The 21712-nt window shown below is 38.0% G+C and carries 18 protein-coding genes and 1 pseudogene; 17 read left to right on the plus strand and 2 right to left on the minus strand.

Annotation, left to right across the window (positions count from 1 at the left end):
* Window positions 1-3644: hypothetical protein (locus CYK18_RS11220; RefSeq protein WP_374702256.1), on the minus strand; the 3644-nt coding region annotated here is incomplete at its 3' end.
* Window positions 3645-3738: 94 nt separating this feature from the next.
* On the opposite strand from CYK18_RS11220, the gene CYK18_RS11225 reads away from it, so the two are divergent.
* The 17 genes and pseudogenes from CYK18_RS11225 (at window position 3739) to asp5 (ending at window position 20574) form a co-directional block, all read left to right on the plus strand.
* Window positions 3739-3915, plus strand: coding sequence for an LPXTG cell wall anchor domain-containing protein (locus CYK18_RS11225; protein ID WP_261229883.1), 177 nt, complete (start codon window positions 3739-3741; stop codon window positions 3913-3915).
* Window positions 3916-4182: 267 nt separating this feature from the next.
* Window positions 4183-5016: pseudogene (locus CYK18_RS00025) on the plus strand (IS630 family transposase).
* Window positions 5013-5171, plus strand: a complete 159-nt coding sequence (locus CYK18_RS10910) for an IS66 family transposase zinc-finger binding domain-containing protein (RefSeq protein ID WP_180947984.1) — start codon at window positions 5013-5015, stop codon at window positions 5169-5171. Before CYK18_RS00025 ends, CYK18_RS10910 begins: the two are co-directional and overlap by 4 nt.
* A 226-nt stretch (window positions 5172-5397) precedes the next feature.
* Window positions 5398-5868, plus strand: coding sequence for a hypothetical protein (locus tag CYK18_RS00035; RefSeq protein WP_101784368.1), 471 nt, complete (start codon window positions 5398-5400; stop codon window positions 5866-5868).
* Between the two features lie 5 nt (window positions 5869-5873).
* Window positions 5874-6104: a glycosyltransferase family 2 protein gene (locus tag CYK18_RS00040; protein ID WP_101784370.1), complete on the plus strand. Its 231-nt coding sequence runs from the start codon at window positions 5874-5876 to the stop codon at window positions 6102-6104.
* Window positions 6095-7372, plus strand: coding sequence for a hypothetical protein (locus tag CYK18_RS00045; RefSeq protein ID WP_101784372.1), 1278 nt, complete (start codon window positions 6095-6097; stop codon window positions 7370-7372). The genes CYK18_RS00040 and CYK18_RS00045 overlap by 10 nt, the downstream gene beginning before the upstream one ends.
* Window positions 7359-8870, plus strand: a complete 1512-nt coding sequence (locus CYK18_RS00050; protein ID WP_101784374.1) for a glycosyltransferase — start codon at window positions 7359-7361, stop codon at window positions 8868-8870. Before CYK18_RS00045 ends, CYK18_RS00050 begins: the two co-directional genes overlap by 14 nt.
* A 252-nt stretch (window positions 8871-9122) precedes the next feature.
* Complete coding sequence (locus CYK18_RS00055) at window positions 9123-10007, plus strand: glycosyltransferase family 2 protein (RefSeq protein WP_101784376.1); 885 nt, start codon at window positions 9123-9125, stop codon at window positions 10005-10007.
* Between the two features lie 189 nt (window positions 10008-10196).
* Entirely contained in the window at window positions 10197-11411 is a 1215-nt protein-coding gene (gene secY2 / locus CYK18_RS00060) for an accessory Sec system protein translocase subunit SecY2 (protein ID WP_060805473.1), read from the plus strand.
* Window positions 11412-11420: 9 nt separating this feature from the next.
* Window positions 11421-13001: an accessory Sec system protein Asp1 gene (asp1, locus tag CYK18_RS00065; protein ID WP_101784378.1), complete on the plus strand. Its 1581-nt coding sequence runs from the start codon at window positions 11421-11423 to the stop codon at window positions 12999-13001.
* Window positions 12985-14520: an accessory Sec system protein Asp2 gene (gene asp2, locus CYK18_RS00070; protein WP_101784380.1), complete on the plus strand. Its 1536-nt coding sequence runs from the start codon at window positions 12985-12987 to the stop codon at window positions 14518-14520. Before asp1 ends, asp2 begins: the two co-directional genes overlap by 17 nt.
* The gene (gene asp3, locus CYK18_RS00075) at window positions 14517-14957 is read left to right on the plus strand and encodes an accessory Sec system protein Asp3 (RefSeq protein WP_101784382.1); all 441 of its coding nucleotides are present in this window, start codon (window positions 14517-14519) and stop codon (window positions 14955-14957) included. Before asp2 ends, asp3 begins: the two co-directional genes overlap by 4 nt.
* Window positions 14950-17310: an accessory Sec system translocase SecA2 gene (gene secA2 / locus CYK18_RS00080; RefSeq protein ID WP_474104089.1), complete on the plus strand. Its 2361-nt coding sequence runs from the start codon at window positions 14950-14952 to the stop codon at window positions 17308-17310. The genes asp3 and secA2 overlap by 8 nt, the downstream gene beginning before the upstream one ends.
* A gap of 12 nt (window positions 17311-17322) precedes the next feature.
* Complete coding sequence (gtfA, locus tag CYK18_RS00085; protein ID WP_101784386.1) at window positions 17323-18843, plus strand: accessory Sec system glycosyltransferase GtfA; 1521 nt, start codon at window positions 17323-17325, stop codon at window positions 18841-18843.
* Entirely contained in the window at window positions 18827-20164 is a 1338-nt protein-coding gene (gtfB, locus tag CYK18_RS00090; RefSeq protein ID WP_101784388.1) for an accessory Sec system glycosylation chaperone GtfB, read from the plus strand. The genes gtfA and gtfB overlap by 17 nt, the downstream gene beginning before the upstream one ends.
* 1 nt (window position 20165) lies before the next feature.
* Window positions 20166-20345, plus strand: coding sequence for an accessory Sec system protein Asp4 (gene asp4, locus CYK18_RS00095; protein WP_001278708.1), 180 nt, complete (start codon window positions 20166-20168; stop codon window positions 20343-20345).
* A gap of 4 nt (window positions 20346-20349) precedes the next feature.
* Window positions 20350-20574 (plus strand): accessory Sec system protein Asp5, encoded by a 225-nt coding sequence (gene asp5 / locus CYK18_RS00100; protein ID WP_050230870.1) that lies wholly within the window; start codon window positions 20350-20352, stop codon window positions 20572-20574.
* Window positions 20575-20738: 164 nt separating this feature from the next.
* Here asp5 and CYK18_RS00110 read toward each other — a convergent pair whose 3' ends face one another.
* Complete coding sequence (locus CYK18_RS00110; protein ID WP_101784390.1) at window positions 20739-21692, minus strand: aromatic acid exporter family protein; 954 nt, start codon at window positions 21690-21692, stop codon at window positions 20739-20741.
* Window positions 21693-21712: the final 20 nt, after the last annotated feature.

Here is a 21712-nt window from a genome sequence, read left to right on the forward strand (position 1 = left end):
AGCACATCGGCTTCAACAAGCGCAAGCACGTCAGCAAGTACGTCAGCTTCAACAAGTGCAAGCACGAAAAAAAAAAAAAAAAAAAAAAAAAAAAAAAAAAAAAAAAAAAAAACATCGGCTTCAACAAGCGCAAGCACATCAGCAAGCACTTCAACAAGCACTTCAACAGCTTCAACAAGCGCAAGCACATCAGCAAGTACGTCAGCTTCAACAAGTGCAAGCACTTCAACAAGCACATCGGCTTCAACAAGTGCAAGCACATCAGCAAGTACGTCAGCTAGCACATCGACTTCAACAAGCGCAAGCACATCAGCAAGCACGTCAGCTTCAACAAGCGTAAGTACTTCAGCAAGCACATCAGCAAGTACGTCAGCTAGCACATCGACTTCAACAAGTGCAAGCACATCAGCAAGTACGTCAGCTTCAACAAGTGCAAGCACTTCAACAAGCACATCGGCTTCAACAAGCGCAAGCACATCAACAAGCACATCGGCTTCAACAAGCGCAAGCACATCAGCAAGTACGTCAGCTTCAACAAGTGCAAGCACATCAGCAAGTACGTCAGCTTCAACAAGTGCAAGCACTTCAACAAGTGCAAGCACTTCAACAAGTGCAAGCACATCAACAAGCACATCGGCTTCAACGAGCGCAAGTACGTCAGCTTCAACAAGTGCAAGCACTTCAACAAGTACGTCAGCTTCAACAAGCGCAAGCACATCAGCAAGTACATCAGCTTCAACAAGCGCAAGCACGTCAGCAAGCACGTCAGCGTCAACAAGCGCAAGTACATCAGCAAGTACGTCAGCTTCAACAAGCGCAAGCACATCAGCAAGTACGTCAGCTTCAACAAGTGCAAGCACTTCAACAAGCACATCGGCTTCAACAAGTGCAAGCACTTCAACAAGTACGTCAGCTTCAACAAGCGCAAGCACATCAGCAAGTACGTCAGCTTCAACAAGTGCAAGCACTTCAGCAAGCACATCGGCTTCAACAAGTGCAAGCACATCAGCAAGTACGTCAGCTTCAACAAGTGCAAGCACTTCAACAAGCACATCGGCTTCAACAAGCGTAAGTACTTCAGCAAGCACATCAGCAAGTACATCAGCTTCAACAAGCGCAAGCACGTCAGCAAGCACGTCAGCGTCAACGAGCGCAAGTACATCAGCAAGTACGTCAGCTTCAACAAGTGCAAGCACTTCAACAAGCACATCGGCTTCAACAAGCGCAAGCACATCAGCAAGCACTTCAACAAGCACTTCAACAAGCACATCGGCTTCAACAAGCGCAAGTACATCAGCAAGTACGTCAGCTTCAACAAGCGCAAGCACTTCAACAAGCACGTCAGCTTCAACAAGCGCAAGCACATCAGCAAGTACGTCAGCTTCAACAAGCGCAAGCACATCAGCAAGTACGTCAGCTTCAACAAGTGCAAGCACATCAGCAAGTACGTCAGCTTCAACAAGTGCAAGCACATCAGCAAGTACGTCAGCTTCAACAAGTGCAAGCACTTCAGCAAGCACATCGGCTTCAACAAGTGCAAGCACATCAGCAAGTACGTCAGCTTCAACAAGTGCAAGCACTTCAACAAGCACATCGGCTTCAACAAGTGCAAGCACATCAGCAAGTACGTCAGCTTCAACAAGTGCAAGCACTTCAACAAGCACATCGGCTTCAACAAGCGTAAGTACTTCAGCAAGCACATCAGCAAGTACATCAGCTTCAACAAGCGCAAGCACGTCAGCAAGCACGTCAGCGTCAACGAGCGCAAGTACATCAGCAAGTACGTCAGCTTCAACAAGTGCAAGTACGTCAGCTTCAACAAGCGTAAGTACGTCAGCAAGTACGTCAGCTTCAACAAGTGCAAGCACATCAACAAGCACATCGACTTCAACAAGCGCAAGCACATCAGCAAGCACGTCAGCTTCAACAAGCGTAAGTACTTCAGCAAGCACATCAGCAAGTACATCAGCTTCAACAAGCGCAAGCACGTCAGCAAGCACGTCAGCGTCAACGAGCGCAAGTACATCAGCAAGTACGTCAGCTTCAACAAGTGCAAGCACATCAGCAAGTACGTCAGCTTCAACAAGCGCAAGCACATCAGCAAGTACGTCAGCTTCAACAAGTGCAAGCACTTCAACAAGCACATCGGCTTCAACAAGTGCAAGCACATCAACAAGCACATCGGCTTCAACAAGTGCAAGCACATCAGCTAGCACATCGACTTCAACAAGTGCAAGCACTTCAGCAAGCACATCGGCTTCAACAAGTGCAAGCACATCAGCAAGTACGTCAGCTTCAACAAGTGCAAGCACTTCAACAAGCACATCGGCTTCAACAAGTGCAAGCACATCAGCAAGTACGTCAGCTAGCACATCGACTTCAACAAGCGCAAGCACATCAGCAAGCACGTCAGCTTCAACAAGCGTAAGTACTTCAGCAAGCACATCAGCAAGTACATCAGCTTCAACAAGCGCAAGCACGTCAGCAAGCACGTCAGCGTCAACGAGCGCAAGTACATCAGCAAGTACGTCAGCTTCAACAAGTGCAAGTACGTCAGCTTCAACAAGCGTAAGTACGTCAGCAAGTACGTCAGCTTCAACAAGTGCAAGCACATCAACAAGCACATCGGCTTCAACAAGCGCAAGCACGTCAGCAAGTACGTCAGCTTCAACAAGTGCAAGCACTTCAACAAGCACATCAGCTTCAACAAGCGCAAGCACATCAGCAAGTACGTCAGCTTCAACAAGTGCAAGCACTTCAACAAGCACATCGGCTTCAACGAGCGCAAGTACGTCAGCTTCAACAAGTGCAAGCACTTCAACAAGTACGTCAGCTTCAACAAGCGCAAGCACATCAGCAAGTACGTCAGCTTCAACAAGTGCAAGCACTTCAACAAGCACATCGGCTTCAACAAGTGCAAGCACATCAACAAGCACATCGGCTTCAACAAGCGCAAGCACATCAGCAAGCACTTCAACAAGCACATCGGCTTCAACAAGCGCAAGTACATCAGCAAGTACGTCAGCTTCAACAAGTGCAAGCACATCAGCAAGTACGTCAGCTTCAACAAGTGCAAGCACTTCAACAAGCACATCGGCTTCAACAAGTGCAAGCACATCAGCAAGTACGTCAGCTAGCACATCGACTTCAACAAGTGCAAGCACTTCAACAAGTACGTCAGCTTCAACAAGTGCAAGCACTTCAACAAGCACATCGGCTTCAACAAGTGCAAGCACATCAGCAAGTACGTCAGCTTCAACAAGTGCAAGTACGTCAGCTTCAACAAGCGCAAGTACATCAGCAAGTACATCAGCTTCAACAAGCGTAAGTACATCGGCTAGCACATCAGCTTCAACAAGCGCAAGCACATCAGCAAGTACGTCGACTTCAACAAGTACAAGCACATCAGCAAGTACATCAGCTTCAACAAGCGTAAGTACGTCAGCAAGTACGTCAGCTTCAACAAGTGCAAGCACATCAGCAAGTACGTCAGCTTCAACAAGTGCTTCTGTTGTAACAAGTAAGGGGCTTCCAGAAATCAGCTCGCTCGATAGTTTAGATATCAATAGTATTATTGCATCAGATTCAGTAAGTACATCCGTATCGACAAGTGCTAGTACGTCAGCTTCAACAAGTGCAAGCACATCAGCTTCAACAAGTGCAAGTACATCAGCTTCAACAAGCGTAAGTACGTCAGCAAGTACGTCAGCTTCAACGAGCGCAAGTACTTCAACGTCAATGATTCATTCGAATTCAACTAGTCAAGCTCCTCAAACTGAAACGGCTAAAACACGTAAGCAATTGCCAAATACTGGTGAAACTTCATCAATCTCATCTGCTGTCTTAGGACTTGTAGCAGGTTTAACTGGATTAGGTTTAGTAGCTAAACGACGTAAACGTGATGAGGAAGAATAAGTCTTGTTCTAGATAATCGAAATAGACTAATTAGGTTATCGTAAACCTCCAAAAGTTAAAAACTTTTGGAGGTTTTTAGTATACTGACATGTCGTGCATCTGAGGAAGATGGAGATGTTCCCAGTTGAAAGAGAAGAAATACATACAAACGTAAAAATACTAAAGGAAGACGTCAAGCTCTTTTGACCCAATTTTATTGATAAGAAGTTCATCATCAACTATAATAAAATGAACCAAAAATAGTACACAATGTGGCATAATATTCTTATGGTATATTCAATAGCTTTTCGTAAAAAAGTTCTCGCTTATTGTGAGCGAACAGGTAGTATAACAGAAGCATCACAGGTTTTCCAAATCTCACGTAACACCATTTATGGCTGGTTAAAGTTAAAAGAGAAAACAGGAGAGCTAAACCATCAAGTAAAAGAAACAAAACTAAGAAAGGTTGATATAGATAGACTTAAAAAACACCTTACTGACAATCCAGATGCTTATTTGACTGAAATAGCTTCTGAATTTGGCTGTCATCCAACTACCATCCACTATGCTCTTAAAGCTATGGACTACACTCGAAAAAAAAGAACCATACCTACTATGAACAAGCTCCAGAAAAAGTAGCTTTATTTCTTAAGAATTTTAATAGTTTAAAGCACTTAGCACCTGTTTATATTGATGAAACAGGATTCGATACTTATTTTTATTGAGGACATGGTCGCTCATTAAAAGGTCAGTTCATAAGAGGTAAGGTATCAGAGGATTTCTTTGGTTGCAGGTCTAACAAATGGTGAGTTAATCGCTCCAATGACTTACGAAGAGGCGATGACGAGCGACTTTTTTGAAGCTTAGTTTCATAAGTTTTTCTTACCGACATTAAATACACCATCAGTTATTATTATGGATAATGCAAGATTCCATAGAATGGGTAAGCTAGAACTCTTGTGTGAAGAATTTGGGAATAAACTTTTACCTCTTCCTCCCTACTCACCTGAGTACAATCCTATTGAGAAAACATGGGCTCATATCAAAAAGCACCTCAAAAAGGTATTACCAAGTTGCACTACCTTTTATGAAGCTCTCTTGTCCTACTCTTGTTTTAGTTGACTATAGAATACTGCATTTGTCCTTACTGTCAGGGAAATCTAAAAGAGATTGGAGCGACTATTCAACGACAAGAATTGAACTTTGTTCCTTCGCAATTAAAAATAGTTGATTATATCCAATGTGCTTACAATACAATGGATATATCATACATCTGATGTATCATAAATATCGATTTTTAGTATACTTTATTATAGGATGATTTTTACTGTATAAGTTGGAAAATAGCTGTTTTTTTGATATAATATGTTTTGTATTATATATGGTATAAAATACGTTTGAAGAGATTTCTTACTTTCTGTCATTCACTATACTACAGGCTTGAAGCCGTGGCATCAACATCATTTTAATCGATTCAGAGAAGAATGGTGGTTTTACTATGGATTGTCTTGGGATGATGTTATACTTAGAAAATATCCTGCCAAAGAAGGATGGAGTGCTCTTGCTTCACTCCCTCCTTATCAAACAGCTATTTATACGAATACCGTGAACTTGCCTGAAGCAGATAATCTGATTAAAGCTCTTCCACAAGTGAATTTTAATATTTTGGCCCACTGCTATTTTGCACCAGAAATTTTAATGTTGGAAAAGTATAAAAATGTAACCCTTTTTCCGTGCTTTGATCCTTTGATGCATGAAAAAGTTTTCAATCAGTTAGATTTTTATCTAGATATTAACTATGAGGGTGAAATTTATAACATTATCCAAAAAGTAGCAGATAAGGGAATTCCTTTCTATTCTTTCCAAGCAACAAATCATGGACATGAAATACCTCACTATGTTTTTGAAAATCAGGATGTTCAAGAGATGATTCAGCATATCAAAAACTATTTGAATGCTCTAGAAAATAAGTAGAATGAATGCAAACAGAACCATTAATTAGTGTTATCGTACCAGTGTGTAATGTAGCACCTTATCTAGAACTAGCCTTAGATAGTATAAGATACCAGTCTTATCAAAATTTAGAAATTATTTTAATTAATGATGGTTCAACGGATGATTCAGAAAGTATTTGTAAAGATTTTGCATCTCAAGATGCAAGATTTAGATACATTTATCAAGAGAATGGGAAAAGTAAAAGATGTTTGTAATCGCAAAAAAAACAGATGATAAAGTTTCAAAAATTAAGGAAATTTTTCAAAATCTAGAGAAATCATTAACTGTATTCTACATTGATTGTTTTGACAATCTAGATAATCTTGAACAAGGGGAATTGACAGCACTGACATACTTCCTAATGAAAGAAAAGGGTCAACCTCTCTTTGTTAACAATTTACCTCTGCCCCCTTACTGGGAGATAACGACAGATGGTTTAGAAGGTTATGTTTATGACCAAAGTAAAAAGAAAGCACGAATAAAGTTTCGTCAACCACAATCAGAGCGTACTATTGCGAGGGTTTACTGGTATGATGAAGAAGAAACGTGCATCTGGATAGATTATTACAGTGCTTATGGCTGGAAAGTTTGTCGTGAACTTTTAGATGAAGAAGAAAAGAGTGTACTGAGAACTATTTACAACTCAGAAGGGAGAGAACTTCTAGTAGAGTGGTTACAACAAGATAAAATAGCTTACTTTGATTCACAGCAGAGTCCAACTATCTATCCGAATCGTCATTCTTTTCTCCTTAAAGTATTAGAAGAGATAGTAGAGAGAGAAGATATTTTAATTTTGGGAGAAGAGATTCTCTCGCTTCTTCCCTCAGGAAAGAAAGAAAATTACTATTATTTGGCAGATGATATAATAGAGGCTGATAAGATTGCAGACCGAGTTAATCAGGTTCTAGTAATGTCCCCTCGAAGTTCTGATCTTTCTCCTTACACACATCTATATGGGTTTGCTTTAAATAAGCCAGTTCCGGTTAGGCCACAAGCTATGATTATTACAAATTCTGAATGGATAGAAGGTTTAGAACAATTATTGATTCAATTTCCAGAGATTGATTTCCATGTAGGAGCAGTTACAGAGATGGGAAGTCGTATTACTAATTTATCTATCTATTCTAATATGCACATACATCCAGGAATGAGTTATCGACTTTTTCAAGAATTACTGGATAGCAGTAGTTTCTATTTTGATATTCAGTATGATATTGAAATTCTTGCCTCTTCTTTACGTGCGGTTGAAAGAGGAATATTACTTTATACATTGGACAATCTGACTCATCATGAAGAATATAAAAAATTAGAAACTTGTTGCGATACAATAGAGTCTCTCATTCAAAATGTACGCCAAGTTATAGAAAATCCTGATAAGTATTATCAACTTTCTAGAAATCAAGCTCAAATATTAGGGATAACTAGTTTAGAAGATTATCGTAGTTTATTTGGTAGATGGGAGAGAAAATTTGACTGTTTATAATTTTAATCTATTGCTAGGGTTTGAGCCAAATGGAGTAGATGTTGCACAAGCACATCGCCTTAAAATGTTTCGCAAGTTAGGTGTAGAGACATATTTTGTATTTACCCATTGGCCAAATAGGGATCAATTAGATTATTTTTTATCCAAAGGTTATCGATACAATGAACTTCTTTTTGCTCAACTTTTGTTTACGGATCAGTTAGTAATAGAACCCATTCTTTCTTCGAGTGAGATGGAAATGCTTTTGGGATTGGAGAAGTCACAACAAATTGATAGTTCTGACGAAAGTCAATCTTATAAACTAGATAATGGAGAAGTTATCGTTTTTCGGTACAGTAAATATTATTTAGATAAGGTTCAGTATGTGGATTATTTTTCAGAAGGATATTTACTAAGAAGGGAAATGTACTCTACAAGAAAACTAGTAACTGATTATTTTGTATTGAACTATCAAAATAATCACATTTCAGCTGAACTAGGAAAACGTGTTTATCATAACCAAGACGGAAGTGTAGCATTAGAGGAAATTTCTCAGAAAGAGAAACGTCTTTATCTATTAAAAGATAATAGACTAATAACACATGAAGAGCTGATAACTTTTTTTATAAATAAGCTCAATCTAAAAGAAAGAGATATTGTTCTGATGGATAGGGCTTCGAATATTGATTTTGCTCGTCCACTATTGGAGCAATCATCAGGTGCAAAACTAGGACTAGTGTTCCATTCGGAACATACTTTTGGTGAGCATCCCTTTAGCTATGAATATTACTACCCTGTAAAGTATGCTAATCGTTTTGACTTTATGATTACATCTACTAAGTTACAGGCAGAAATTTTGAAGGAGTCTTTTCAAAAAGAAGGACAGCAAGCTCCCAAAATTTATACTATTCCAGTAGGGAGTTTGAATTCTTTACGATATGCAGACAAAGTTAGGCAACCACAAAAAATTATGACGGCTTCAAGATTGATTTATTCAAAGCGAGTAGATTTAGCTATTAGAGCAGTTGTTTTAGCGCATCAAAAGGGTGCGAATATTGATTTTTCTATCTTTGGTCAAGGTATGGAATATAATGGGTTGAAAGAATTGATTTGCGAATATTCGGCAGAGGATTATATCCATCTAAAAGGGTATGCGAGATTGGATGACGAGTACATAAAACATAGTATTTATCTAACAGCTTCTACAACTGAGACTTTTGGTTTGACTTTGATGGAAGCTGTTGGATCAGGATTGGCTATTGTTGGATTTGATGTGAGATATGGTAATCCTACCTTTATACTAGATGGTAAAAATGGTTATTTAGTTCCTTTTGAAGGAAGAAGTGATCAGGAGTTGGTAGAGGATATGGCTCAGAGATTAGTTGAACTATCTTCTAAAGATATGGAGGATTTTTATAGCAATTCTTATCAGTTGGCGAGTGAGTACTTAGAGGAAAGTATTGTAGAGCTATGGAATGGTTTTCTTGGAGATCAGACTTCAAGAATAGCTATATCTTAGAGAGTTCAATATTCTAATGATAAATTTATAAAAGAGAGAGGGATATGAGTCTGGAAACGAAAGCAATCTATCAATCATGAGGAATAGATTGCGAAAATTATCGATGAAGTTTATCGTCTTAGAAAAACTATTTTTGATTTTGATAATACTTGTCATAATGTGTTGAGAGGTTCCTTTATTTGTGATCACTCTTATCCTGAAAATATGGTGTTTAAAATAGATAATTTGATAGATAATAAGGAGTTGACTTAGATGAAAGAAGAGTTAATTAGCGTAGTTGTTCCTATTTATAATGTGGAAAAATATCTTCGTCTTTGTTTAGATAGTTTATTGATGCAAACATATACTAATTTCGAAGTGTTAATGATTAACGATGGATCACCAGATGATTCAGCAAATATTTGTAAGGAGTATTTGGCTAAAGATAGACGCTTTCAGTACTTTGAAAAAGAAAATGGTGGTTTGTCAGATGCAAGAAATTATGGGATAGAATGTTCTAAAGGAGAATATATTACCTTCGTTGATTCAGATGATTGGTTAAAGGAAACATTTCTAGCAGATTTATATGAAGCTATTACTAGAACAGGAGCAGATATAGCTCTATCAACCTATATAAAATATGATGATTCAACATCTGTTTATGAGGTCCCAATTTTAGGGGAGTACTATGAGCGTATTTGGACGTCTGATGAGTGGATTAGAGAGTTACCCAAGATTGAAATGGAAGACAATTCCTTTTCTGTTACATGGGCAAAATTATTTAAAAGAGATATGTTTAATGTTATTCGTTTCCCAAAAGGTAAATTAATTGAGGATACTAGAACAAATATTAAATTATTTCTAGAGGCTTCAAGAATCACCTATATTCATAAAGGTTTGTACTTTTATCGGATAAGAGGGGGATCGATTATACAAACTATTACAGAAAAATTATTAGAAGATGTACTGGATACTTTAGTAGAACGACTGTGTCTTGTTACGATAAAAGGTTTGTACTCAGATATTTATAAGAATGCTCTTTTGGAGTCACTAAAGTTTAGAAGTTATCAAGCTTATACTTGTGGTTTAGAGAATACGGAAATCTATCGAAGATATCAAGAAATGCTTTACTTAATTGAAAAGATGGATGAAGAATGATTCTGTTTTGATTAAAATAGACAGCTTAAATTGAGGTCTTTCAGTTTAATTTAGTTTTTCTAGTAGTTCATTTGAAATCCTACCGTAAAGAGTTCTCATCTTGATTATTAGAGTTATTTTGAGATAATATTTCTATTATTAGTAGGGATAATTATTTATTTTATGATTGAAAATATGAAAGGACTTGTCATGAAAAACTATTTTTCATCTATAATAACAAAAAGTCTAATGACTTTCTCTTTGATTTTTATTTATGTACTAGGAAGTCATTTGACGTTACCATTTATTGATGTAAATAGTAGGGACTTTTTAGGTGGTTCAACAGCTTATCTTGCCTTTTCGACGGCTATTACAGGCGGAAATCTCCGCAGTCTTTCCTTACTTTCTGTTGGGATTTCTCCGTGGATGTCCTCTATGATTTTGTGGCAAATGTTTTCCTTTTCAAAACATTTAGGCTTGTCTTCGATGTCGATGGAGACTCAGGATAGGTGTCGGATGTATTTAACACTGTTTATAGCTATCATTCAATCTTTGGCTATTTCCTTAAATCTTCCGGTTCAACCGGCTTACTCTTTTGAACTTGTCCTGTTCTTAAATACAATGTTATTGACTGCAGGAACTTTTTTTTCGATTTGGCTAACTGATATCAATTCTAGCAATGGGGTTGGTGGAGTTATGGTTATATTGTTAACGAGTATGGTATTAAATATTCCGCAGGATTTGATTGAAATATCTAAACAAATCAATATATCGACATCTATTTTGATGTTTTTAAGTCTTATGGGTGTTTTCTTTGCTTATCTACTAGCCCTATTTTATAGAGCTCGCTATCGCATACCGGTTAATAAGATTGGTTTAAATAGTCGTTTTAAGAGATATTCATATTTTGAAGTGATGCTTAACCCAGCTGGAGGGATGCCTTACATGTATTTGATGAGCTTTTTATCTTTGCCAACCTATATTCTTTTGTTGTTACAGACGCTTTTCCCTGCAAATTTAATATTCTCTGAAATTGCAGCAAAGTATACAGTTGGAAAACCACTCTGGATTTATATGTATATCGGATTTCTTTTTCTTTTTAGTATCTTATTTGCTTTTGTAAATATGAGCGGAGAACAAATTGCAGAACGTATGAAAAAGTCTGGAGAATATATCTATGGAATCTATCCTGGTGAAGAAACTAGTCGATTTATGAATAGAATAATTTTTCGTTTTTCTATTATAGGTGCTTTCTTTAATGTGATTATGGCAGGTGGTCCCATGCTTTTTGTTTTATATGATGAAAAGTTATTGAGGATTGCTATGATTCCGGGTTTATTTTTGATGTTTGGTGGTATGATTTTTACAATCAGAGATGAGGTGAAAGCTCTGAGATTAAATGAAACATATAAACCATTGATTTAGGAGGATATCATGTATTATTTTATTCCAGCTTGGTATGGTTCAAATCGTCAATGGCACGCTGATTTGACTCCGTGGTACTATTCTAACTTTAAACTTGAATTTGATGATACTTTCAATCAAATTAGACTTTTTCAAAGACAAGGTCTACCGTCTCGACTATTAGTATTATCCTATCAGCCACATTTACGTTATTTTTTACACAGACATGGTGTCCTAGAGACAGAAGTCTATCCTATATTTGATGATTTGCAAGATTTGCATGATATACACAGCCAGGTTCTGAATATAAGAGATATAGAGTGGGATAGTGATTGTCAATTTATTTATAGTCCTTTTGCAATAGTAGTACAAAAAAATGGTAAAAAATATGCTAAAGTGGAGCATGGTGTAGAAGGATTTATCAGTGAAATCCAATATTTTGATCTCGATGGGCAAATAAGTACACATTATATAATGGACGATCGTGGCTTTGTGTCTAGTGTCATTTATTTTGATAATGGCCAGCCTATCTATCAAGACTATTTAGATCCTAAAGGTATTTGGCGATTTAGGGAGTATTTAAATGAGAGAGGCCGAGTAGAGGTAAATCCAATATTTGGTTACCGTTTTAAACAGCTTTACTACACTGATATGAGTCAACTAATCGCAGAATATTTTGATAAATACCTGCAAAAGAAACAGGAAAAACAGGATATTTTTATCATTCCGTCACATCCTTATCATGATCAGTTTATCTTTGATCATATTCCAAGTGACAATCCTAAAATTTTGAGTCTCTTTATAAATCGGAATTCACAGAATACCTTTGGAGAGTTATCAGTATCGGTTGATCGAGCTAGTTTAGTGTTAGTGGATAGAGAGGATAGTTTACAACTTTTACAGGAACTATATCCTGAACTTTCTAATAAATTTTACCATCTTTCTCCTTTTGATACGCGTTTACGACTAGGTCGAAGTCAGACTCGAAAAGAATCGATTATTTACTATCAACTTGATTTCAACGAAGAAATTGATAGGGAAGCATTGACTCAAGTTTTGTTATTTATTGCTGAAACTAAAAATACAGAGGTCATTTTTGGAGCCTTTTCTGCTAGTCAGGAACAAATGGATGAAGTGGAAAGCTTTGTAAATGAAATCATTCAGGGACAAATCCATACTGACAGCTTGGAAAAAGGCCTAGACTATGGTGGTGCAGAAAATCCACTAGAGGAAAACCAGGAGCAAGAACTGCGTTTTCAATTTGTCAATATGAATGATGAATTGGATTTGATTAAGACACTCGAGTTTGTTCGTTTGATTGTGGATCTCAATAAACAACCCCACCTCTATACTCAAATAGCAGGTATCAGTGCGGGAATTCCTCAGATTAATCTAGTTGAGACCGTCTATGTGGAACATTTAAAAAACGGTTATTTGATTTCAGATGTGACAGAATTTTCCAAGGCGGCACATTACTATACAGATAAACTGAAAGAGTGGAATCAAGCATTAGTATACTCTATTGATAAAATCAAAGAACACACTGGACAAAGATTCTTAGATAAGTTGCATCACTGGATTGAGGAGGTTACAGATGTCAAAGGATTATAAAATCCTACAGATAGGAATTGATAATTGGGCTCATCATTATGATATTCCTGAAAATATGGATTGGTACTATTTCTGTCCCAACTCATCGCTTGCCCTTCGTAAAATGATGGAAATGGATAGCATCACAAATTTTCATGCAATCTTGATAGAGGAGGGTCAGTATCTAGCTGATTTACTACCTTTTAGTTATCAGATTGCACCTTATACTCTTTTTTATGATCAAGGTTTTAAAACGACAGAATTGAGTATTCTTGATTTCTTAAAAAAGAGATGTGCTCAGGCTATAGATTTCTCAGATCCCCAGCAATTACTAAATGATTTATCAACTTCTCTCTTTGGCGGGGGATACGGAGATAAATTATTTCCATCAACAATACAAATACATCCCTCTTTTGAAGGTTCTATTTCCTATCAAGGATTTGAACATGTGATTTTAGAGGGAAATTTTAGTGACACTTTTTCTCAGGTTGCCCATTGGACCTACAATACCATGATTGGAGAAAATCTCCCTATTGAATTGTGGTTAGAGTACGAAAAACAAGGGGATTGTGAGTTTAGATTAGTGATTCGCAAAATATGGTCTGGGGCTGTTGACGAATTTTTTGAGGAGGAAATTTATAGTGAGGATGACCTTCAACAAGCGATTGTTATAGATAATAAGGAAACAAGTTTTTATATAACGGTATCTATTGAGGCACGAGGCAAAGGGAAACTTAAACTAGGGAATCTTCACCAGCGTTGGAGTAGAAAACAGTTTGGAAAGTTTGTTCTTGGTGGTAATATTTTACACGATAGTATACGTGATGAGATTAATTATTTCTTTCATCCTGGAGACTTTAAACCTCCTTTGGCAGTATACTTTGCGGGATATCGTCCTGCAGAGGGCTTTGAAGGATATTTCATGATGAAAAATTTAGGATGTCCTTTTCTTCTTTTTTCAGATCCTCGTTTGGAGGGGGGAGCTTTTTATCTTGGTAGTGAAGAATTAGAAAATAAGATTAAGGAAACAATTCAATACTATTTAGACTATCTTGGTTTGACTTCTAAAGATTTAATTTTATCAGGTTTATCAATGGGAACTTTTCCATCGCTCTACTATGGAGCCGCTTTTGAGCCACGTGCAGTTATTATCGGGAAGCCATTAGCTAATATTGGGACTATTGCAAGAAGAGGGCGCTTAGAGGCACCAGGAGTATTTAATACAGGATTTGATGTTCTGAGACATCAGACGGGCGGAGTTAGCTACCAGGATATGGAGAATTTAGATCGACGTTTTTGGAATGTGTTTAAAAAGGCTAACTTTACACAGACAACGTTTGGCCTCTCCTATATGAAAGACGAAGATATGGACAGTAAGGCATATGATCAGTTAGTAGAACATCTTTGTTATACAGGAGCTAAGATTCTATCTAAGGGTACATCGGGGCGACACAATGATGATACGGGTACAAATGTTACTTGGTTTTTACATTTTTATAATATGATCTTGGAAGAGGATTTTAAAAGGAGAGATAAATGATTATTAATCAAAGAGAAAGTATCTCTTGGGGAGAAGTACAGGGGACATTTATGTATGGTAGCGAAATAATATATCATAAGGATAAACACATTAGTTTATCTAATCCCTTGGTACCATCAGGAGAAATCTTAAAAACTTGGTTCTCCAGTGTGAACTATCAAGCCTTTAGAGCCCAGCCTAGTCTCCCTTTACTTAAAAGAAAACAGGATTATCAGTTGTGCATGAATTTTGATTGTCATCCTGAAAATGGCATATATATAAAGATTTCTTTTTTGGATAGATATGGGGATATTATTGAAGAGAAGATTGAAAAAATGAAAGTTTTTGATTTTACTTATCCAGCAGATACCTATACCTATCAAGTTTCCCTTCTAAGTGCTGGATTTGAGTCTTTAGATTTCTATTCTTTTTCTATTGAGGAGATGAATCGTGTTTAAAGATTTTCAACTTAGAAAAGTCAAAAGGATTTTAAAAAAGATTAATGCTCTTAAAGAAAAGATGGAATATCTCTCAGACCAAGAACTCGCGGCAAAAACGGTGGAGTTTCGCCAACGTCTTGCTGATGGAGCCACTCTTGATGACCTATTGGTAGAAGCTTTTGCAGTTGTTCGTGAAGCGGATAAACGCGTATTGGGAATGTTCCCTTATGATGTCCAAGTTATGGGAGGAATTGTTATCCATCAGGGAAATGTTGCTGAGATGAATACAGGTGAGGGGAAAACCTTGACGGCTACTATGCCTGTTTATCTCAATGCCCTGACAGGTAAAGGTACCATGCTGATTACCACCAATGACTATCTAGCCAAACGGGATGCTGAGGAGATGGGACAAGTGTACCGCTTCTTAGGATTGACAATTGGAGTCCCATTTACAGATGATCCTAAAGAGCAGATGACACCAGAAGAGAAAAAAAGAATTTATGCGTCGGATATTATTTATACAACTAATAGCAATTTAGGTTTTGATTTTTTGAATGATAATTTAGCTTCTAATCAAGAAGGTAAGTTTTTGCAACCTTTCAATTATGTTATTATTGATGAGATTGATGATATCTTATTGGATAGCGCACAGACACCTCTTATTATTGCTGGATCTCCTCGTGTTCAATCTAATTACTACGGTATTATTGATACGCTTGTAACGACCTTGGTAGAGGGGGAGGATTATATCTTTAAGGAGGAAAAGGATGAGATCTGGCTCACTACTAAGGGAGCTAAGGTTGCTGAAAGCTTTTTAGGAATAGATCATTTGTACAAGGAAGAACATGCGGTTTTTGCTCGCCATTTAGTTTATGCGATTCGAGCCCATAAACTCTTTACTAAAGACAAGGACTATGTCATTCGTGGTAATGAGATGGTACTGGTTGATAAGGGAACAGGACGTCTATTAGAGATGACTAAACTGCAGGGAGGACTCCATCAAGCGATTGAAGCAAAGGAACATGTCAAATTATCTCCAGAAACACGGGCCATGGCTTCAATCACCTATCAGAGCCTTTTTAAGATGTTTAATAAGATATCTGGTATGACAGGAACAGGTAAGGTTGCAGAAAAAGAGTTTATTGAAACCTACAATATGTCTGTAGTACGTATTCCAACCAATCGTCCTAGACAACGGATTGACTATCCAGATAATCTATATATCACTTTACCTGAAAAAGTGTATGCGTCCTTGGAGTACATCAAGGAATACCATGCTAAGGGAAATCCCCTACTTGTTTTTGTAGGCTCGGTTGAGATGTCTCAACTTTATTCGTCACTCTTGCTCCGAGAGGGAATTGCTCATAATGTTTTAAATGCTAATAATGCAGCGCGTGAAGCTCAGATTATTTCTGAGTCAGGTCAGATGGGGGCTGTGACAGTGGCTACATCTATGGCAGGACGTGGTACGGATATCAAGCTTGGTAAGGGAGTTGCAGAACTTGGAGGCTTGATTGTTATTGGGACAGAGCGGATGGAAAGTCAACGAATCGACCTGCAAATTCGTGGACGTTCTGGCCGTCAGGGAGATCCTGGTATGAGTAAGTTTTTTGTATCCTTAGAAGATGATGTTATTAAGAAATTTGGGCCATCTTGGGTGCATAAAAAATATAAAGATTATCAGGTTAAAGATATGACTCAACCGGAAGTATTGAAAGGGCGCAAATATCGAAAACTAGTTGAAAGGGCCCAGCAGTCAAGTGATAGTGCTGGCCGTTCGGCGCGTCGTCAGACTCTAGAATATGCTGAGAGTATGAATATTCAACGGGATATGGTCTATAAAGAAAGAAATCGTCTAATAGATGGTTCTCGTGACTTAGAGGATGTTGTTGAGAAAATCATTGCTAGCTACATAGAGCAAGTGACCTCTTCAAGTTATGAAAGCCGAGAGTTACTCTTCCACTTTATCGTTACCAATATTAGTTTTCATACTAAAGAGGTTCCAGATAATATAGATGTGACTGACAAAACTGCAGTTCGTAGCTTTATGAAGCAGGTGATTGCTAGAGAACTTTCTGAAAAGAAAGAATTGCTTGAGCAACATGGCTTATATGAACAGTTTTTACGACTCTCTATGCTCAAGGCTATTGATGACAACTGGGTTGAGCAGGTAGACTATCTACAACAGTTATCTATGGCTATCGGTGGTCAATCTGCTAGTCAGAAAAATCCAATCGTAGAGTATTATCAAGAAGCCTATGCGGGCTTTGAAGCTATGAAAGAACAAATCCGTGCGGATATGGTGCGTAATCTCCTGATGGGCTTGGTTGAAGTCACTCCTAAAGGTGAGATTATGACTCATTTCCCATAAAAAGAGGAACATATGACAATTTACAATATAAATTTAGGAATTGGCTGGGCTAGTAGTGGTGTTGAATACGCTCAAGCCTATCGTGCTGGTATTTTTCGTAGACTGAAACTGGCGTCGAAGTTTATCTTTACAGATATGATTTTAGCCGATAATATTCAGCACTTAACATCCAATATTGGTTTTGATGATGATCAAGTTATCTGGCTTTATAATCATTTCACTGATATTAAGATTGCACCGACTAGCGTGACAGTGGATGATATTTTGGCTTATTTTGAAGGTATAGAGGAACGAAGGGAAAAAAATGGCAAGGTCTTACGTATTTTCTTTTCTGACGAAGACAAGTTTATCACTTGTTATTTAGTAGATGAGAAAAAAGACCTTGTTCAACACGTAGAGTATGTATTTGCAGGCAATCTTGTACGCAAAGATTACTTCTCGTACACACGCTATTGCACAGAATATTTTGCTCCTAAGGACAATGTGGCGACACTCTATCAAAGAACCTTCTACAATGAAGATGGTACTTCTGCTTATGATATGTTCATGAATCAAGGGACTGAAGAAGTCTACCGTTTCAAGGATCGAATTTTATATGGGAAGCCTGCCTTGATACGTTATTTCATGAAGACTCTTCGTTTAAGTAAATCAGATCTAGTGATTTTGGATCGTGAGACAGGGATTGGTCAGGTGGTCTTTGAAGAAGCGCAAGCGGCGCATCTAGCGGTAGTTGTTCATGCAGAGCATTATAGTGAAAATGCTACAAACGAGGACTATATCCTTTGGAACAACTACTATGACTATCAGTTTACCAATGCAGATAAGGTTGATCTTTTTATCGTTTCAACGGATCGCCAAAAGGAAGTCTTAGAGCAACAGTTTGCTCACTATACTACGCATGCTCCTAAGATTGTAACCATTCCAGTTGGAAGTGTTGATGAATTAACAAAACCACAAGAGAGTCGTAAACCATTTTCTCTCATTACAGCTTCTCGTCTAGCCAAGGAAAAACACATTGATTGGCTTGTGAAAGCTGTGATTGAAGCTCATAAGGAGTTACCGGAACTAACTTTTGATATTTATGGGAGCGGCGGAGAAGATTCTCTTCTTCGAGAAATTATTGCAAATCATCAGGCTGAGGATTATATTCAGCTCAAGGGGCATGCGGAACTTTCGCAGATTTATAGTCAGTATGAGGTATATTTGACAGCTTCTACTAGCGAAGGATTTGGTTTGACCTTGATGGAAGCTATTAGTTCAGGTTTGCCATTGATTGGCTTTGATGTTCCATATGGAAATCAAACTTTCATTGAAGACGGTAAAAATGGCTACTTGATTCCAAGCTCATCTGACCATGTGGAGGATGAAATTAAGAAAGCTTATGCAGAAAAGATTTGCCAACTTTATTTGGAGAATCGTTTGGAAGGTATGAGAGAGAAGTCATACCAGATAGCAGAGTCATTCTTGACTCAAGAGATTCTAAACACATGGGAAGAAACAATCAAGGAGGTAGTGGATGATTCAGTTATTTGATGTATATAATCAAGAAAGCCAAGATTTGAACTATAGTCTGACTGAAGCTGGACTGTCTGATTTGGCTGTGGTTATTGAACCAGACGGATTCTTACCGGATGGAGTTGTCTCCCCTTTTACCTATTATTTGGGTTATGACAGTGGTAAACCCTTATATTTTAACCAAGTTCCTGTACCAGACTTTTGGGAAATTGCTGGCGATAATCAGTCTGCAATGATTAATGACCTCAATCAAGAACGGGCAGTGATTCATTTTGCAGATGGTTTACAGGCGCGTTTGGTAAAAAAAGTCGAATGGAAAACACCAGCAGGTCGAATTTTTCAAGTAGATCACTATAATCGTTTCGGGATTTGCTTTGCTAAAACCACCTATGATGTTTCTGGTCAAGCTATTATGACTTCCTATCGGGACGTAGATCAAAAGGAAGTTATTTTGGAAAACCATATCACAGGTGATATTCTTTTGACCTTAGAAGGACAAGGCTTGCGTCATTTTTCTAATCGAGTAGCTTTTATCATAGATTTCCTACAAGGTTTGAATGTGAATCTTAACCACATTATCTTTAATAGCTTATCTACCTCGTTTTTGACATCTTTCCATTTTCCGGATAAATCAGGTCATGATATCCTGGTTTGGCAGGAACCTCTCTATGATGCCATTCCAGGCAATATGCAGTTGATTTTGGAAAGTGATAATGTGCGTACTAAGAAAATCATCATTCCCAATAAGGCAACTTATGAGCGCGCTTTAGAATTGACTGACGAGAAATACCATAATCAGTTTGTGCATTTGGGTTACCATTATCAGTTCAAACGTGATAATTTCCTAAGACGAGATGCCTTAATTTTGACTAATTCAGATCAGATTGAGCAAGTGGAAGCAATCGTAGAAGCCTTGCCTGATGTCACTTTCCGTATCGCAGCGGTGACAGAGATGTCTTCTAAGTTATTAGACATGCTTCGCTATCCTAATGTGGTCCTTTACCAGAACGCTAGTCCACAGAAGATTCAAGAACTGTATCAATTGTCGGATATTTACTTGGATATAAACCACAGCAATGAGTTATTGCAGTCGGTGCGTCAGGCCTTTGAGCACAATCTCTTGATTCTTGGATTTAATCAGACGGTACACAATAGACTCTATATCGCTCCTGATCATCTATTTGAAAGTAGTGAAGTTTCTGCTTTGGTTGAGACCATTAAACTGGCCCTTTCAGATGTTGATCAAATGCGTCAGGCACTTGGAAAGCAAGGCCAACATGCAAATTATGTTGACTTGGTGCGATATCAGGAAACCATGCAAACTGTTTTAGGAGGCTAACATGTCAGACGAAGATTTATTTTACAAAGACGTTGAAGGTCGCATGGAAGAGTTGAAACAAAAACCCATCAAGAAGGAAAAAGAAACCCGAGGGGAAAAGATTAGTAAGACTTTTTCACTCTTACTGGGCTTGATGATTCTGATTGGTTTGCTCTTTACTTTGCTGGGAATCTTGAGGTAGGCCTATGATTGAAATACTAATTGTTTTAGCTATTGTCCTATCTATTGCTTTGATTGTATTGGTAACCATACAACCCCGTCAAAATCAACTATTTTCCATGGATGCCACTAGTAATATTGGTAAACCAAGTTACTGGCAGAGCAACACCTTGGTAAAGGTGCTCACTTTATTGGTGAGTTTGGCCTTATTCGTTTTACTATTAACCTTTATGGTAATAACTTACAAATAAAAGAAAACTTCAGATATTCACCTTTTGTGATTGGTCTGAAGTTTTCTTTTTTTTACTTAATGAAAATCAAAGAGCAAACTAGGAAGCTAGCCGCAGGCTGCTCAAAACAGTGTCTTGAGGTTGTAGATAAGACTGACGTAGTTTGAAGAGATTTTCGAAGAGTATTACTGTCCATATTTTTGGTAAAAGTCAACTTTTACTTGGATGAAGGTTTTGGCTTCGCGTAGGAGTTGAAGAAGGGTGGCGCGGGTTTCAAATTCTTCTCTTGTTTTGGGTAGACTGCGGTTGCGAAAGACTTCTAGATAGCGTTCAATTTCATCTAGTAAATCAGAAGCAGGATTGGTCTGGCTCAGTTGACCTGCAATTTTTGAAAAGAGTTGGGCTAAAATCAGGCTCTCACTGGCAGCTAGGTGACAGGTGTTGATCTGCTGGGCCATGTTTCTCAGGATACGACTTTGACGCTGTCTCATCTCAAAGTAGTGGATATGGTAGTCGGTCTGGTGAAAGAGGTGGTCAGAGTGATCTAAATATACCAGTCTGAGGGCTTCTTCCAAAAGGGTGTCTAATTCTTCCACCAGCTGTGCTCGGTTGCGTCCATCTCCTCTGGATAAATAATATTTGAAGCGCTGGAGGATATCTTTTAACTTTTCTTCTACCAGCGTGTGGTAGTGCTGGATTTCCTCTTCTCGGGAAGGCATGTAGAGATTGACCAGTAAGGCAAATCCTGTACCGATTGCAAAGAGAAGGAATTCATTGACTAGAAGGTCTGGGGAGGTTGACTCTTGAACCAAGAGATGGCTCACCAAAACAGTGCTTGGAGTGATGCCAATTTCCCAGCCCATCTTGTAGGCTAGGGGCACATAAAGCGCCAGATAGAGGCCAAGGCTCCAGATATGAAATCCACTCAAGTGAAAAGCCAAAACTCCAATAGCCAGAGCTAGAAGCATAGAAAAAAGTCGATTGCGGGCTAGTTTTAAGGTACTTCTACGAGTATCAGATAAGCTTAAGAGAGCGATAATTCCGGCCGAAACTGCTGAAGAAAGATTGAGGAAATAAGCAAGAAGACAGGCAAGGCAGGTAGCTAAGATGAGCTTAGTCGTACGTTGGCTAATAGACATAAGAATTTCCTAATAAGTTA

Source organism: Streptococcus mitis (assembly GCF_002860865.1).
Classification (GTDB): Bacteria; Bacillota; Bacilli; order Lactobacillales; family Streptococcaceae; genus Streptococcus; species Streptococcus mitis_AT.